This is a genomic window from Bradyrhizobium sp. 137 (genome assembly GCF_023074095.1).
GTDB lineage: Bacteria > Pseudomonadota > Alphaproteobacteria > Rhizobiales > Xanthobacteraceae > Bradyrhizobium.
Genome location: NZ_JADPKU010000044.1, coordinates 14,275 through 27,314, shown reverse-complemented (window position 1 = coordinate 27,314; position 13,040 = coordinate 14,275). Strand labels below are relative to the sequence as shown.

Sequence of the window (13,040 nt, the reverse complement as noted above, 5' to 3'; positions counted from 1 at the left end):
AACGAATGCATCAACCGACGTTGCGAAAGAGAAAGTCATGAGCATCGAAATCGACATCCTGAACGGCGACGCCTCGTGGCCGATCGCAGAGCCGCTGCACCAGGCGGTCTGGGGCCAGCACATGGTCGCGGATAAGCCCTGGGCTCATGTCAAATGGGCCAATGCCGATCTCCGCGTGCTGATCGAAACGCCCGAGGATGGTCTCGTCTGCCATGTCGGCGTCTACTTCCGAACCGTCACCTGGAACGGGCAGAAGGTCCATGTCGGCGGCATCGGCGGCGTCTGCACCCGCGAGGACCGGCGCGGCCGCGGCTACGCGACCATGGCGATGGACGCGGCGGTGCACACCATGCGCGCCAACGAGGCGGTGCGCTTCGCGCTGCTGTTCTGCGAGCCGCACAATTTCGCGTTCTACGAGGCGCGCAGATGGCAGCCCTTCAAGGGCGAGGTCTATTGCGAACAGCCGGAGGGCCGAATCCGCTTCGACTACATGGCACCCTACGTCTTCGACATCGTCCGCGCGCCGACGCTGGGCACCATCGACCTATGCGGCCTGCCGTGGTGAGCCCTGCGTGAGCAAAGGCTGCGCCGGCCGCCTCACGCCCTATAATATGTCAACCATCATTTAACGTCCCGCCCGGTGAACATGACGATCGACGCCTCTGCAGACGCCGTCCCGCCGATTGCGCCGGTCGCCTCCCCCATCGCCAGCCTGCTGACGGCGCCGATCCTGCCGACATTGCTGCGGCTCGCGATTCCCAACATGATCGCGATGGTCGGCAGCACGCTGGTTGCGATCGCCGAGACCTCCTATATCGGCCGGCTCGGCACCATCCCGCTCGCCGCGATCGCGCTGGTGTTTCCGTTCGCAATGCTGACGCAGATGATGAGCGCGGGCGCGATGGGTGGTGGCGTCTCCTCCGCGATCAGCCGCGCGCTCGGGGCGGGAGATCGCGACCGCGCCGCGACGCTCGCGCTGCATGCGGCCATCATAGGCCTCTGCGGCGGGCTGTTCTTCACGGTGATGATGCTCGTGTTCGGCCGCTCGTTCTTTGCGCTGCTCGGCGGCCGCGAGCGCGTGCTCGAGGAGGCCAGCGGCTATTCGCAGGTGCTGTTCTCCGGCGCCGTCGCGATCTGGCTCGTCAACACGCTGGCCTCGGCGATCCGCGGCACCGGCGATATGCGTCTGCCTTCGATGACGCTGATCGGGGCGAGCGTGCTCCAGGTCGCGCTCGGCGGCACCCTCGGCCTCGGCCTGTTCGGCGTGAAGCAGTTCGGCATGCCGGGCGTAGCGAGCGGCCAGCTGATCGCGTTCAGCTGCGCCGCGGTCTTTTTGCTCTGGTATCTCTTGTCCGGCCGCAGCCGATTGCAGGTCGACGTCCGCGCCTTCCATTTCGAGCGGGCGATGTTCCTGGACATTCTCAAGGTGGGCGCGGTGGCCTGCCTGTCGCCGCTCCAGACCGTGCTCACCATTCTGATCTTCACAAAAATCCTCGCGACCTTCGGCACCGAGATGCTGGCCGGCTACGGCATCGGGTCGCGGCTGGAATTCCTGCTGATCCCGATCACCTTCGCCTTCGGCATCGCATCGGTGCCGATGGTCGGCATGGCAATCGGCGCCGGACATTTGAAGCGCGCGCGGCGCGTGGCCTGGACCGCGGCGACCGCCTCCGGGCTCACGGTCGGCCTGATCGGCCTCGTGATCGCGCTCGATCCGTCGCTATGGGTCGCGCTCTTCACACGGGATCCCGGCGTAACCGCCGCTGCCTACAGCTATTTCTACTGGGCAGGTCCGGCTTTCGTGTTCTTCGGCATGGGCGTATCGTTGTATTTCTCCTCACAAGGCGCGGCGCGCGTCGGCGGACCCGTGCTCGCCTCCACGGCGCGGCTCCTGATCGTCGCGCTCGGCGGCGTCAGCCTCATGATGGTGCAGGCGCCAGCCTGGACCTTGTTCGCTCTGGTCGGCGGCGCCATGGTCGTGTTCGGGCTGTCGACCGCCGCCTCGGTCGCCTTCGTGCGCTGGGGCAAATGAGCGCAGGCGAATAGGCGCACGCAATAAGCGCGGGAATGTGATTCTATCCAGCGTTGCACTATCTTGCCGGCCTGCTATGGGAGGCGCCTTCATTTTCGGGGACACTCTCCATGTTCAGCAGATTCGCGCTTCCTTTCGTCCTCCTGGCTGCACTGCTTGGCGCAGCGAGCACCCATGCGCAGAGCGCCGATGGCACTTGGCTCACCCAGGCAGGCGATGCGCGCGTGAAGATCAGCAAGTGCGGCGGTGGCATCTGCGGCCACATCGTCTGGCTGCGCGACCCCTATGACACCGCGACCGGCCAGCCCGCGACCGACAGCAAGAATCCCAATCCCGCGCTCGCGAAGCGTCCGATGATCGGCCTGCCATTGTTCAGCGACATGCAGCCGTCAGCTCCGAACAAATGGTCGGGCCAGATCTACAATGCCGACGACGGCAGCACCTATGCGAGCAGCGTCACGGTGACGGGCGCGGATTCGTTGCGGGTCGAAGGCTGCGTCGGCGCACTCTGCGGCGGCGAGACCTGGACGCGCGCGGGACGCTAGCGGTTCACGCCACCATCGCCTTCAACGCGGTGGCAGCCGAGGCATAGCCGCCCCGCGCGCCGTCGATGAAATGGACGTGATCACTGCGCAGCGCCGAGGGCGTGAAGCAGGTCATCATCGCCGCGTCCTGCTGGTAGAGGCCGTAGCGCACGATGCCATCGCGCGCGGCCGCAGCGAGACGATCGCTCAGCGCGCGTTCGAGCTCGGCCGTACAGTCGAGGATCATGCGCAGTCCGTCGTCATATTTCCTGAAGTCCGAGTTCTCGACCACCTGACGCTTGTAGACGTTTGGCACGAAGCCGCCGACCTTGATGTCGAAGCGCATGATCAGATAGGCGAACAACGTGTAGGCCAGGACGGTGGCGCGGCGCACGAGCAGAGGGCCGCCGCGCTTGGTACGGGCTTCATAATCCAGCCCCTGCGGCGGCCATTTCAGCGGCGGCCCCTGCGCCGGCACTGGACGGCCGGCATCCGGACTGCGCTCGACGAGATGGATGACGTCCTCGATCACCTTGCGGAAAGCCAGCGGGTCAGCGCCGCGCGCCGGCATCACCAGCACCGACAAAATCAATCCGCGTGACGCAGGCATTACCTCGAAGCGGCAGGACAGGCCGGAGAGATCGGGCTGCGTACCGTTGGGCGCTTCAGCCACCGCGAACTCGCCGCGCTTCATCGCGGCGTCCGCCCAGGCCAGGCCGCCGCCGGAGAACATCGCATAGGACAGGTTCGCCGACGGACCGAAGCGTGCGACGCGTACGTCGAGGCCCTGCGCACGGATCGCGCTGACCGGCACCAGGGCGACGCGCATCTTCAGATCGAGGTCCTCCCGTACCCAGGTCGCGGTTGCCGCCAGCGCGTCGCGGGCAAGTTCGAGATCGTGAGGCGCGACCGCAAAGCTCGCTCCATCGCCGCCGAACACGAAAGGGAATTCGCGCCCCTCCAACGCGTTCGTCACCGCCGCGATCACGGCGGCGCCGGCCATGTTCACCGCTTTGTAGCGCTGCGCCGCGATCGCCTTGGTGGAATCGACGATGTCGGCAACGCCGATGCTCCAATTGTCCGGCAGCGGCGAATACAGCACCGGATCCATCAGACTGGTGAAACCGCGGAAGACCGGAATGCCGCCGTAAAAGGATTCGCCTGATGTCATCGGGGGATGCCGGATGGTTGGGATGGCACGTTGAAAACAGATACGCGGCAGGACCGATCCGGGTTCGCCGGCCGGTCTCGCCGCGACGTCCCGATCATTAGCCAAATGGAGCTGAACAACAAGCTCGCACCGCGATGCAATGTCGCACTTTGATCGACATCAACGGCGCATCGCAAATGGTGTTTACTCTTGATTTATCGAAAATGATTGCCGCGGAATCATCGAAGCGTCCGACTTCGGCCACTAGGACGCGACCTCACCCGTACGCCGGCATACGGGCCTCGACGCAATCGCCGGTGAAGATGCCGGAAAGGCTGACCGCCGCCGTCGCCGATTGATTTGAAGGCCTTGATGGCACCGGACGTGAGCGGCTAGTGCAGCTGCTCGTCCTGACGCTTGCGCAAGACATCGAGAGAGGCGTCATGACAGCCGATCAGACGCACGAATTGCTGCGGATACATCTCATGGCCGTTGCCACCGGAATTCTGATGCGTCATCGGCGGACAACGGCCGTCATCGGACGTCGCGCGGGATTGCTCCGTCTGGCCCTGATTTGAAGGGGTCATGTCAGGCATGGTCATGACTGCTCCCTGTCCGTTAGGGCAGACGGATTGACGTAACCCGGTTGCGAGGCATCTTACGACAACATCCGGTGAATTGAAATTGGGCCGGATCAACTCTATGGCGGCGGCGGAGTTCCGCTTATGCCGTATTCCCCGCGTCGATCGTGAACACGGTGCCAGTGACGTTGCGCCCGCCCTCGCCGAGCAGATATTCCACCATGCGCGCGACGTCCTCGGTCTCGGGCAGGCGGCGCAGCGCGCTGCGGCCGGCGATGCGCTTGCGTCCCTCGTCGGAGAGATTGTGCGTCAGCTCCGTGGCGATGAAACCCGGCGCGATCGCGTTCACGGTGATGCCGAGCTTGCCGACCTCGCGCGCCAGCGAGCGGGTGAAGCCGGTGGCGGCGGCCTTGGTGGCGCCATAGACCGAGAGGCCGTTATAGCCGGTGGTGGCGATGATAGATGAGATGTTGATGATGCGGCCGGCACCATCGGCCATCATCTGCCGCGCCACGTATTTGGTGAGGATGATCGGCGACAGCACGTTGAGCTGCACCAGCGCCGCGATCTCGGTGTTGTGCATGGTCGCGAGCAGGCCTTCGGTGCCGAGACCGGCATTGTTGACGAGGCCGTAGATCGGGCCGAATTCGTCGCGGACGAGCTTTGCGAACGCCGGGATCGCATCGATCACGGCGAGATCGCAGGCGCGGAAATGCAGGCGTCCTTCGGACCCGGCGATCCCGGCCTTGAGTTCCTCGCTCTCGCGCCGTGCGGCCGCAATCACGTTGAAGCCTGCGCCGGCGAGGCGCCTTGCAATCGCAAGGCCAATGCCGCGGCTGCCGCCGGTGACGAGAACGTTATGCATCGGTGCGCGCCAGTTTGCCGGCCGGAGTGACATCGAGCGCCTCGACGAAGCGGATGACCGCCGGCACCTTGTGTGAGGCGAGCTGCGCGCGGCACTGATCCAGAATCTGGTCGCGGATCTCTTTGGTGCGCGCAGGATCGCAGCCGTCGGCGAGAATCACGTCGGCGACAACGATGCCGCCGGTGATCGGGCTGCGGCGGGATTTGGCCCGTGACATCCGCACGTCGGGATGGCGGTTGATCACAGCCTCGATCTCCTCGGGGTGAACCTTCAGCCCGCCAATATTGATGATGCCGCCGCGGCGGCCGATGAAATAATAGCGATCGCCGCGCAACTCAACGATGTCGCCGCTGTCGACAAAGCCGTCCGCGTCGGTGAGCGCTGCAGCGTCGCGGCCAATGTAAGCATGTGCGGTGCGCGTCGAGCGAATGCGCAGCGAGCCGTCGACCACCTTCATCTCGACACCATTGCGGTTGCCGAGATAGTTGGCCGGAAAGCCCTCAAGCCCGTCACTGACAGCAAAGCCGACGCCGGCCTCGGTCGAGGCATAGGCATGACCGACCGAGGCATTGGGAAATGCCGCCTTCAGGCCGTCCAGCACCGCCTGGTCGGCGATCTCGCCGGAGAGACGGACGTAGGCCGGCGCGAACTGTGTCGCCGAGCCGCTCATCAGGAGCTTGCGCCAGTGCGAGGGCGTGCCGGAAATATGCGATACGCCGCGCGCGTTCAGCCGCGCGACGTGATCGGCCAACGCCTCATGCGGATCCGACAGCACCATGGAGCCGCCGGAGAGGATGGCGCGGAGAAAGATTTGTAGGCCGCCATAGCGGCGGATGTCGTAAAACGTCGCCCATACCGGCGCAGGCCCGCGCGGCGGACCTTCGGCGACGATCGCGCCGGTGAGAGCTTCCAGCGTATGGCCGACGATCTTTGGCACGCCCGAGGTGCCCGAGGTGAGCATCAGCCATTCCGTGGCACGTTCGGTCTTCGCCGGCGCGGCCGCTTCGAGCGGCAATTGCGCCGTGACGATGAGCGCGACACCGGTGTTGGTCCAGCCATCGTCGTCGGTGATGACAGCATCGATCCCGGCATCCGCGATCAACGTGTCGAGATACGCCGGGTCGAGATCGGGCGGGCACAACAGCATGCGACGGGCGATGCCGTCGAGCTCGATCATGGCAAGGCCGGACCGGAGCTGGTCGGATAGCTTGAGGAGCACGCAGCGGCCGGACAATTCGCGCAGACGGCCACCCAGGACCGTGTGCGACAGGATGTCCGTCAGCGACACAACATGGTGCGCATCCGAGAGCGTGCGGCCCTTCAGCTCCGCGCCGAGATGGTCGCGAAGCGCAAAGATCTCACGCGGGGACATTTTCGTAGGCCCGCACGAAATCGCCCACGGTCGCGGGGAACGCTGCGTCCTCGGAAATGGTGAAGGGGTCGACGCCGGTCTCGTCTTCGAGGCGCGCAACCAAGATCGCGAAGGCGAGCGAGTCGAAGCCCGTCTCGTGCAGGGACAGATCGTCCGAGAGTGCGGGAAGCGTGACGTGCTGCTCCTTGGCGATCTGCTGGATCGCTTCAATGACCTTAGACCTTACCGACATGGCTGGCTCGCTTGTTGTTATCGATTGTTCGCGTTACGGCGGCTCTTGCTGACCGCCTCCCCATGACCGCCTGTGTACCCGACAGAAGTAAATGGCTTCTTCGACAATTCAGATAAAATTGGACCTATCTGCGCATTTTCGCAGCGTTACAGCCTGATGGTGCCGTCCACGATTTGCGCATGGGCCTCGGCGTCGAGCGCGACATAGGCGCCGGATTTCGGGTCCAGCATGAACAGCGGATCCGCTATCACGTCCGGATCGAAGCCTTCGCGCGCGAGGTCGCCCTTCTTCTGCTTGAAGGTCTCGGTCGCGTCGATCTCGCAGCAGATACGGATGAAAACGGGGCGGGCATAGGCCGGCAGCCGCTGTCCCAGATGCGCGGGCAGCGCGGCGATGTCAAAGCCCTCGTTCACGACAAGCGCGCTCATGCCGGCGCGACCGTCAGTGCCGGGGATGCCGACACCGTAGGTGGTGGCATCGATCACGCCAGTGAAATCGCGCACGGCATCGTTCACCTCCGACGCCGCGACGTTCTCGCCCTTCCAGCGGTAGGTGTCGCCGATGCGGTCGACGAAGTGGAAGAAGCCCTTGTCGTCGAGCCGCATCAGGTCGCCGGTGCGGAACCAGGCATCGCCCCGGGCAAAGACGTCGCGCAGGATCTTCTTCTCGGTCTCGCCCGCGTCGGTATAGCCCTCGAAACGGCCGCCGCCCTGGTCCGCGGTACCGATGCGGCCGATCGCTTCACCGGCCTCACCGCGGGCGCAGGCGATGCAAAAGCCTTCTTCGTTGCGTAACGGCGCGCCGCTGTCGGAGTCGAGCTTGATGAGGCTCGCGGGAAAGCGGTGCGCGAGCAGCGGTGGAATGCGGCCGATCGCGCCGGGCTGCCCCTCGACGTTGAACAGCGAGAAATTGCCTTCGGTCGCCGCATAGAATTCGAGGATGCGGGGAATGGAAAAGCGCGCCTGAAAGTCTTCCCAGATGTCGCCACGCAGGCCGTTGCCACAGACGAGCCGCAGACGATGCGCGTTCTCATATTCCGACGGCGGCGCCTTGAGCAGATAGCGGCAGAGCTCGCCGATGTACTGGAACAGCGTGCAGTCATGCCGGACGATGTCGGACCAGAAATGCGAAGCCGAAAACTTTTCCGCAATCACCACCGACCCGCCGGCAGCCAGCATGCTGCAGGGCGCGACGATGCCGCCGACCGAGTGGAACAGCGGCAGGCAATCGTAGAGCCGGTCCTGCGGCGTCGCCCCGGTGAGGCCGGCGAACCAAAAGCCCCAGTTGAGGATGCGGCGGTGGCTGATGCTGGCGGCCTTCGGCAGGCCGGTAGTGCCCGAGGTATAGATCAGCAGCGCGCGGTCATCGATGGTGACGTTGCCATATTCGTCCGGCGAGAGCGCTCCATCGTCGAGCGCGGCCAGCGCCACGTCGATCGCGCGTTCGCCGCGGGCATCGCCATGGGTCCAGACTTTTGCTTCGGTCTTCAGATACGGCGCGGCGCTGTCCAGCATCCCCCTCAACTTATGCGCAACGATGACATGCGACGGCTTTGCGACATCGATGCAATGCGCGAGCGATTGCCCAACGAGTTTGGTGTTGATCAACGCGGCCACGCCGCCGACACGGCTGATGCCGAGCCAGGCCGCGACATAGTCGATGCCGTTCGGCATGATCAGAGCAACGGTGTCGTCCTTGGCAATCCCAGCCGAGCGCGCCCAGCGCGCATAGCGGTTCATCCTCTTCGACAGGCCTTCGTAGTCGAGAGTGGCCTCGTCCATGACCAGCGCTGCGCGATCGGGCTGGCGTCGCGCCCAATCGTCGACGACGTCAGCGAACAGACGGCCCGGCAAAGTCTCGATCCGCGCGGTGAGCTCGATCGCCCTCAGCCAGATTTTCGAAGCCGAGGGCGCGCGCGCGACTTTCGGTTGCTCAATGACACTGGTGGTCATGCCGTTCATTCTCTCAGGCCGTGTGTGCTGATCCAGCAGCTTAGACCTGCGAGCCTGCCCAGATGTTAAGAGACAGGGTAAACCCGGTTAGTACGGGATTAACGCTGGTGACCCTTGGTCAAGCCGGAGGGATCGGCGGCATGCCGATGGCCGAGACGATCGCTGGCGCAGTGGTGGAGTTGCCGGGGTTCAGGAAGGGGTAGCGGTAAGCCCCAGGCGAGGCGGAGCGGCAATCCGCCCGGCGCTAACCGTTTAGCCTGTAACGCGGGCGCGAGGCCGGGGCGTTGACGGGATAGTACGGATTAAGGTCGCAGGTCGCGGCGCGGCCCGACGCCGTGGCGCGGCACTGCGGTACCGAGATGAAGGAACAGTCGTACCACTCCCCGCCCCCGCCGTTCGCGCCGGAATAGACGTGCATGCAGATGGGATAGCGGGGGTCGAAAGTCTGCGCGTGCAGCGGCGCGGCCGCCAGCATGGCACCGAAAGTCATGATCAGGCCGAGTGAGTGGCGCATGAAGACAGTCCTCAGAAGTCGCAGCGCTAGTGCACCTTCTTGTGGCGGCGGCGCGGCGGCGGCGGTTCATCGAAGGCGTAATAGGGATTGACGTCGCAGCTGGCCGAGCGGCCCGACGCCGTGGCGCGGCATTGCGGCAGCGAGGTGAACGAGCAGTCGAAATAGTCACCGCCGCCACCGGTGAAGCCGCCGGGCGTATAGACGTGCATGCACACCGGGTATCGCGGATCATAGGTCTGGGCGCTGGCATCTGACGCGCCCAGCACCGTGAAGACCGCGATGAGCATCAAGATTGACAGACGCATGGCGAAATCCTCGAATTGGTCAGGCGCCGGCGCGGATGCCAGCCGCCTCATATGGCATAACACCACGCAAGAGGCGACTGTTCCCAGGGACAGATGACGGCAAGGTGAGTGGAGCAAACTAGCCGCCGAGCCCCTGCAGCACGAGGCGGTTGAGCCTGGCCGCAAACGCCGCCGGATCTTCCGGCAATTCGCCATCCAGGATCTGCGCCTGTTCGAGCAGGAGGAGACTGAGATCATCGACCACCTTCGAGCCCGCCTGCGCCTTGGTGATCGCGCCCACCATCGGATGGCGCAGATTGATCTCGAGGATCGCCTTGGTCTTCATGCCGCGATTCTGCTGCGCCAGGATGCGCTCCAGTTCGCGACTCGGACCCTGGCTGTCGGCGACGAGACACGAGGCCGAGCTGGTGAGCCGCGTCGAGGCCTTGACGTCGCTGACGCGCTCCCCGAGGGCGGCCTTGATCACCGCGATAGTGGCGGCTTCATCCGCCTCAGGCTCATCCTTTTTCGCCTCGTCCTTGTCGTCGACGCGCGGGATCAGGTCGAGGTTGAGATCGCCCTGGCTCAGCGATTTCAGCGGCTTGCCCTCGAATTCCGAGGGCATCGAGGTCCAGAAGGCATCGACGGGATCGGACAGCAGCAGCACCTCGATGCCGCGAGCGGTCGCGGCCTCAAGCCGCGGATTGGACTTCAACCGCTCGATGCTGTCGCCGACGAGATAGTAGATCTCGGTCTGGTTCGGCTTGAAATCGGCGATCACCTGCTTCAGCGACCGCTTCTCACCCGACGTCGTGGTAAAGCGCGACAGCGCCAGCAGCTTTTCACGACGTTCGAAATCCTCGTAGATGCCTTCCTTCAGCACGGCGCCAAAGGCATCCCAGATCTTGGCGAAATTCTCCGGATCCTTCTCGGCGAGGCTTTCGAGCTCGGACACGACGCGAGTCGCCACGGCTTTGCGAATCTGCGCGAGCTGCGGATTGTTCTGGAGCATCTCGCGGGAGATGTTGAGCGGGAGATCCTCGCTGTCGACGACGCCGCGGATGAAGCGGAGATAGCCCGGCAACAGATCGGCATCATCGGTGATGAAGACGCGGCGGACGTAAAGCTTGACGCGGCCCTTGCGGTTCGGCTCGAACAGGTCGAACGGTTTCGTCGACGGCGCGAACAGCAGCACGGCGTAGGAATAACGGCCTTCGGCGCGGTAATGCAGCGTCACCGCGGGATCATCGAAGGCGGAGGCGATCTGCTGATAGGCCTTCTTGTAGTCGTCTGCGGTCAGCTCGGATTTCGAGCGCTGCCACAGCGCGCTTGCCGAATTGATCTGGCGCGGCTCGCCCTCACCAGGCACGAGCTCGATGGGAAACAGGATGTTGTCGGAATAGGCACCGACGATGCGCTCGATCTCGTAGGTCTCGAGGTATTTTTTCGCGTCTTCCTTCAGGTGCAGGACGATCTCGGTGCCGCGCGCCACGCGTGCCGCGTCCTCGTCACTGGCACGGGCGATCTCGAACCCGGAGCCGCCGGAGGACGTCCAGCTCCAGACGTCACTCTCACCGGCACGGCGGCTGATCACGACGATCTTCTCGGCGACCATGAAGGCGGAATAGAAGCCGACACCGAACTGACCGATCAGGCCAAGGCCGTCCTTGGCTTCCTTCAGCTTCGACACGAACGCCTTGGTGCCGGAGCGGGCGATGGTGCCGAGATGATCGATCAGCTCCTGTCGCTCCATGCCGATGCCATTGTCCGCCACCGTGAGCGTTCCGGCTGTCTTGTTCGGGATGATGCGGATCTTGAGCGCCTCGCCGTCACCCAGCAGCGCCGGATTTGCGATCGCCTCGTAGCGCAGCTTGTCGCAGGCATCGGAGGCATTGGAAATGAGTTCGCGGAGGAAGATATCGGTTTCCGAATAAACGGAGTGCACCATGAGGTGCAGCAGTTCGGAAACTTCGGCCTGGAAAGGCTGCGTATGCACAGCCGTATCTGACGTCGTCATGCGCTTACCCGGTCAAATCAAAGGGAGGAACCCGGATATAGCGCGACGACACGGCGGATCAAGAGGATGTGATGGGGCGCGGCAGAGCCTGCCTTGACTGGACGAATGCCCAGATCAGGTCACGCAGCGGCCGGGCTGGAGCAGCTTGGCGATCTCGGTCAGAGAGCTGACCATCGGCTCGCAGGCGATCGTCGGCTTGCTGCGCGCCTTCTGCAGGCTCTGATTCTGGTTTTGGAGCAGCACCGGCGGCTTCGCATTGCCGGTCTCGATCACCGCCGGCACCCGCAGCAGCACCGACGTATCGGCAAGGTCATTCAGTCGCATCGACACGGTTCGGGTCGGAACCGGTGCCGGCTTGATCTCGCCAAGGCGGTCGGCCTTGCCGGTTCGGTTGACGTTGTGGCTTGGCGCGTAGTTGGTGCTGTGACTGGGAATATCGGCGACCGCCTGCCAACGGTCGGCCAGATCGTGGCCGGAGGCCAATTGCACCGCGCCCAGCGTCGCGGCAATTGCGACGGCGCCTAAAAATGCCTTTTGAGTCTGTGACATGGCTGTCGATCCCTCGCCCCATGGCGATCGCGGGAACAACGCTGACCAAGGATCAGGGGTTCTCGGGCGTCACGATCACTTAACCGTGTGCGAAAAAGTCGCCGGCCGCGCAAAATATTTTGCAAGGCGTGGAACGACTTTCGCGGGCGGGAGTCGTCTCAGCAGCCGGCTATTCCCCCCTGCCCCATAAGCCGGCGACGTAGGGCGCGACTGTGGTGATGCCAGTCGCGCCTTACTTTTGTCTGGGGCTCACTTTTGCTTCGCGTTATTTGGCCATCCCCGCCAGCCAGTCTCGCCCCTCGCGATAGAGCTTCTCGACTTCAGGCCCGGTGAGGCCCGGCATATCGCGCTTGACCTTGTAGCCGATCAGCTCCTGCATGTAGGCGAGGTGGCGGTAGCCTTCGGGGAGCGCGGCGAGCGCTTTCTGGTCGAGCTGAAGCGGCGCGGCGGGATCGACCGGATCGATCCGGTCCTTCTCGTAGATCGGCTGGCGGCGGACAATCCCCCATTCGCCCTGCCGCTTCTCCAGGAAATCGTAGAAGCGTCCGGTGCAGACGACGTCGCAGAGCACGTCGTGCACCAGGGCACGCTGCGAGATCGTCATCTTGGTTTGGGCGATGGCCCGGTCGCCCTCGAGGTCGATGCTGGTGCCGCCGAGGAAATGCAGGATGCGCACGCCCTTGGCGAACCCCTCCTGGCTGACGCGCATGAAATCCCGCGCCGGCCCCTGAAACCAGGTGGCGGACATCCAGCCTTCATCATGCCAGACGGTGGCAAAGCGCTCCCAGTCGCCGGCGTCGCGCCACACCGCCCAGTTCTCGACGAGGTCGCGGATGGCGAGGCGATCGAGGAGTTGCTGGTCCATGTGCACGCCTCCGAGGGAAGTCCGATGCACGAGGTATGAGCGGCCAATTCGACGCCCGTCAAGCCGTGGCATGCAAACACTAAGAATCCGGCGTGCCTTTGCA

The 13,040-nt window shown here is 64.3% G+C and carries 14 protein-coding genes; 3 read left to right on the top strand and 11 right to left on the bottom strand.

Annotated elements, in window-relative coordinates; all coding sequences use genetic code 11:
• Positions 1–37 precede the first annotated feature (37 nt).
• From IVA78_RS09310 to IVA78_RS09300, 3 genes are all read left to right on the top strand, one after another.
• The gene (locus tag IVA78_RS09310; RefSeq protein WP_247417152.1) at positions 38–565 is read left to right on the top strand and encodes a GNAT family N-acetyltransferase; all 528 of its coding nucleotides are present in this window, start codon (positions 38–40) and stop codon (positions 563–565) included.
• Positions 566–646: 81 nt separating this feature from the next.
• Positions 647–2,032 (top strand): MATE family efflux transporter, encoded by a 1,386-nt coding sequence (locus IVA78_RS09305; RefSeq protein WP_247465115.1) that lies wholly within the window; start codon positions 647–649, stop codon positions 2,030–2,032.
• Positions 2,033–2,142: 110 nt separating this feature from the next.
• Positions 2,143–2,577 carry a DUF2147 domain-containing protein gene (locus tag IVA78_RS09300; RefSeq protein WP_247465112.1) on the top strand — a complete coding sequence of 145 codons (435 nt, stop codon included), beginning with the start codon at positions 2,143–2,145 and terminating at the stop codon, positions 2,575–2,577.
• Between the two features lie 4 nt (positions 2,578–2,581).
• Here the strand turns inward: IVA78_RS09300 and IVA78_RS09295 are convergent, their stop codons facing one another.
• The 11 genes from IVA78_RS09295 to IVA78_RS09245 all read right to left on the bottom strand — a co-directional run bounded on the left by IVA78_RS09295 (position 2,582) and on the right by IVA78_RS09245 (position 12,937).
• The gene (locus tag IVA78_RS09295; protein ID WP_247465109.1) at positions 2,582–3,727 is read right to left on the bottom strand and encodes a DUF3095 domain-containing protein; all 1,146 of its coding nucleotides are present in this window, start codon (positions 3,725–3,727) and stop codon (positions 2,582–2,584) included.
• Positions 3,728–4,098: 371 nt separating this feature from the next.
• A complete protein-coding gene (locus IVA78_RS09290; protein ID WP_247465107.1) occupies positions 4,099–4,308 on the bottom strand; it encodes a hypothetical protein in 210 nt (69 codons plus the stop codon).
• Positions 4,309–4,429: 121 nt separating this feature from the next.
• Complete coding sequence (locus IVA78_RS09285) at positions 4,430–5,152, bottom strand: SDR family NAD(P)-dependent oxidoreductase (RefSeq protein ID WP_247465104.1); 723 nt, start codon at positions 5,150–5,152, stop codon at positions 4,430–4,432.
• Positions 5,145–6,524, bottom strand: coding sequence for a fatty acid--CoA ligase family protein (locus tag IVA78_RS09280; RefSeq protein WP_247465088.1), 1,380 nt, complete (start codon positions 6,522–6,524; stop codon positions 5,145–5,147). The genes IVA78_RS09285 and IVA78_RS09280 overlap by 8 nt, the downstream gene beginning before the upstream one ends.
• Positions 6,511–6,756: an acyl carrier protein gene (locus IVA78_RS09275; RefSeq protein WP_015688794.1), complete on the bottom strand. Its 246-nt coding sequence runs from the start codon at positions 6,754–6,756 to the stop codon at positions 6,511–6,513. The genes IVA78_RS09280 and IVA78_RS09275 overlap by 14 nt, the downstream gene beginning before the upstream one ends.
• Positions 6,757–6,902: 146 nt before the next feature.
• Entirely contained in the window at positions 6,903–8,717 is a 1,815-nt protein-coding gene (locus IVA78_RS09270) for a long-chain-acyl-CoA synthetase (RefSeq protein ID WP_247465085.1), read from the bottom strand.
• Between the two features lie 235 nt (positions 8,718–8,952).
• A complete protein-coding gene (locus tag IVA78_RS09265; RefSeq protein ID WP_247277725.1) occupies positions 8,953–9,222 on the bottom strand; it encodes a DUF3551 domain-containing protein in 270 nt (89 codons plus the stop codon).
• Positions 9,223–9,248: 26 nt separating this feature from the next.
• Positions 9,249–9,527: a DUF3551 domain-containing protein gene (locus IVA78_RS09260; RefSeq protein WP_247277726.1), complete on the bottom strand. Its 279-nt coding sequence runs from the start codon at positions 9,525–9,527 to the stop codon at positions 9,249–9,251.
• Positions 9,528–9,645: 118 nt separating this feature from the next.
• Positions 9,646–11,523: a molecular chaperone HtpG gene (gene htpG, locus IVA78_RS09255; RefSeq protein ID WP_247465081.1), complete on the bottom strand. Its 1,878-nt coding sequence runs from the start codon at positions 11,521–11,523 to the stop codon at positions 9,646–9,648.
• Between the two features lie 114 nt (positions 11,524–11,637).
• Entirely contained in the window at positions 11,638–12,072 is a 435-nt protein-coding gene (locus tag IVA78_RS09250; protein WP_247299152.1) for a hypothetical protein, read from the bottom strand.
• Positions 12,073–12,337: 265 nt separating this feature from the next.
• Positions 12,338–12,937 (bottom strand): nuclear transport factor 2 family protein, encoded by a 600-nt coding sequence (locus IVA78_RS09245; RefSeq protein WP_247417162.1) that lies wholly within the window; start codon positions 12,935–12,937, stop codon positions 12,338–12,340.
• Between the last annotated feature and the right edge of the window lie 103 nt (positions 12,938–13,040).

What these genes read in the sequence shown, in the direction of transcription:
- IVA78_RS09285 (WP_247465104.1), bottom strand. Translation starts at nt 5,152, where the DNA reads ATGCATAACGTTCTCGTCACCGGCGGCAGCCGCGGCATTGGCCTTGCG.
- IVA78_RS09270 (WP_247465085.1), bottom strand. Translation starts at nt 8,717, where the DNA reads ATGAACGGCATGACCACCAGTGTCATTGAGCAACCGAAAGTCGCGCGC.
- IVA78_RS09245 (WP_247417162.1), bottom strand. Translation starts at nt 12,937, where the DNA reads ATGGACCAGCAACTCCTCGATCGCCTCGCCATCCGCGACCTCGTCGAG.
- IVA78_RS09305 (WP_247465115.1), top strand. Translation starts at nt 647, where the DNA reads ATGACGATCGACGCCTCTGCAGACGCCGTCCCGCCGATTGCGCCGGTC.
- IVA78_RS09310 (WP_247417152.1), top strand. Translation starts at nt 38, where the DNA reads ATGAGCATCGAAATCGACATCCTGAACGGCGACGCCTCGTGGCCGATC.
- IVA78_RS09265 (WP_247277725.1), bottom strand. Translation starts at nt 9,222, where the DNA reads ATGCGCCACTCACTCGGCCTGATCATGACTTTCGGTGCCATGCTGGCG.
- IVA78_RS09295 (WP_247465109.1), bottom strand. Translation starts at nt 3,727, where the DNA reads ATGACATCAGGCGAATCCTTTTACGGCGGCATTCCGGTCTTCCGCGGT.
- htpG (WP_247465081.1), bottom strand. Translation starts at nt 11,523, where the DNA reads ATGACGACGTCAGATACGGCTGTGCATACGCAGCCTTTCCAGGCCGAA.
- IVA78_RS09250 (WP_247299152.1), bottom strand. Translation starts at nt 12,072, where the DNA reads ATGTCACAGACTCAAAAGGCATTTTTAGGCGCCGTCGCAATTGCCGCG.
- IVA78_RS09260 (WP_247277726.1), bottom strand. Translation starts at nt 9,527, where the DNA reads ATGCGTCTGTCAATCTTGATGCTCATCGCGGTCTTCACGGTGCTGGGC.
- IVA78_RS09290 (WP_247465107.1), bottom strand. Translation starts at nt 4,308, where the DNA reads ATGACCATGCCTGACATGACCCCTTCAAATCAGGGCCAGACGGAGCAA.
- IVA78_RS09275 (WP_015688794.1), bottom strand. Translation starts at nt 6,756, where the DNA reads ATGTCGGTAAGGTCTAAGGTCATTGAAGCGATCCAGCAGATCGCCAAG.
- IVA78_RS09280 (WP_247465088.1), bottom strand. Translation starts at nt 6,524, where the DNA reads ATGTCCCCGCGTGAGATCTTTGCGCTTCGCGACCATCTCGGCGCGGAG.
- IVA78_RS09300 (WP_247465112.1), top strand. Translation starts at nt 2,143, where the DNA reads ATGTTCAGCAGATTCGCGCTTCCTTTCGTCCTCCTGGCTGCACTGCTT.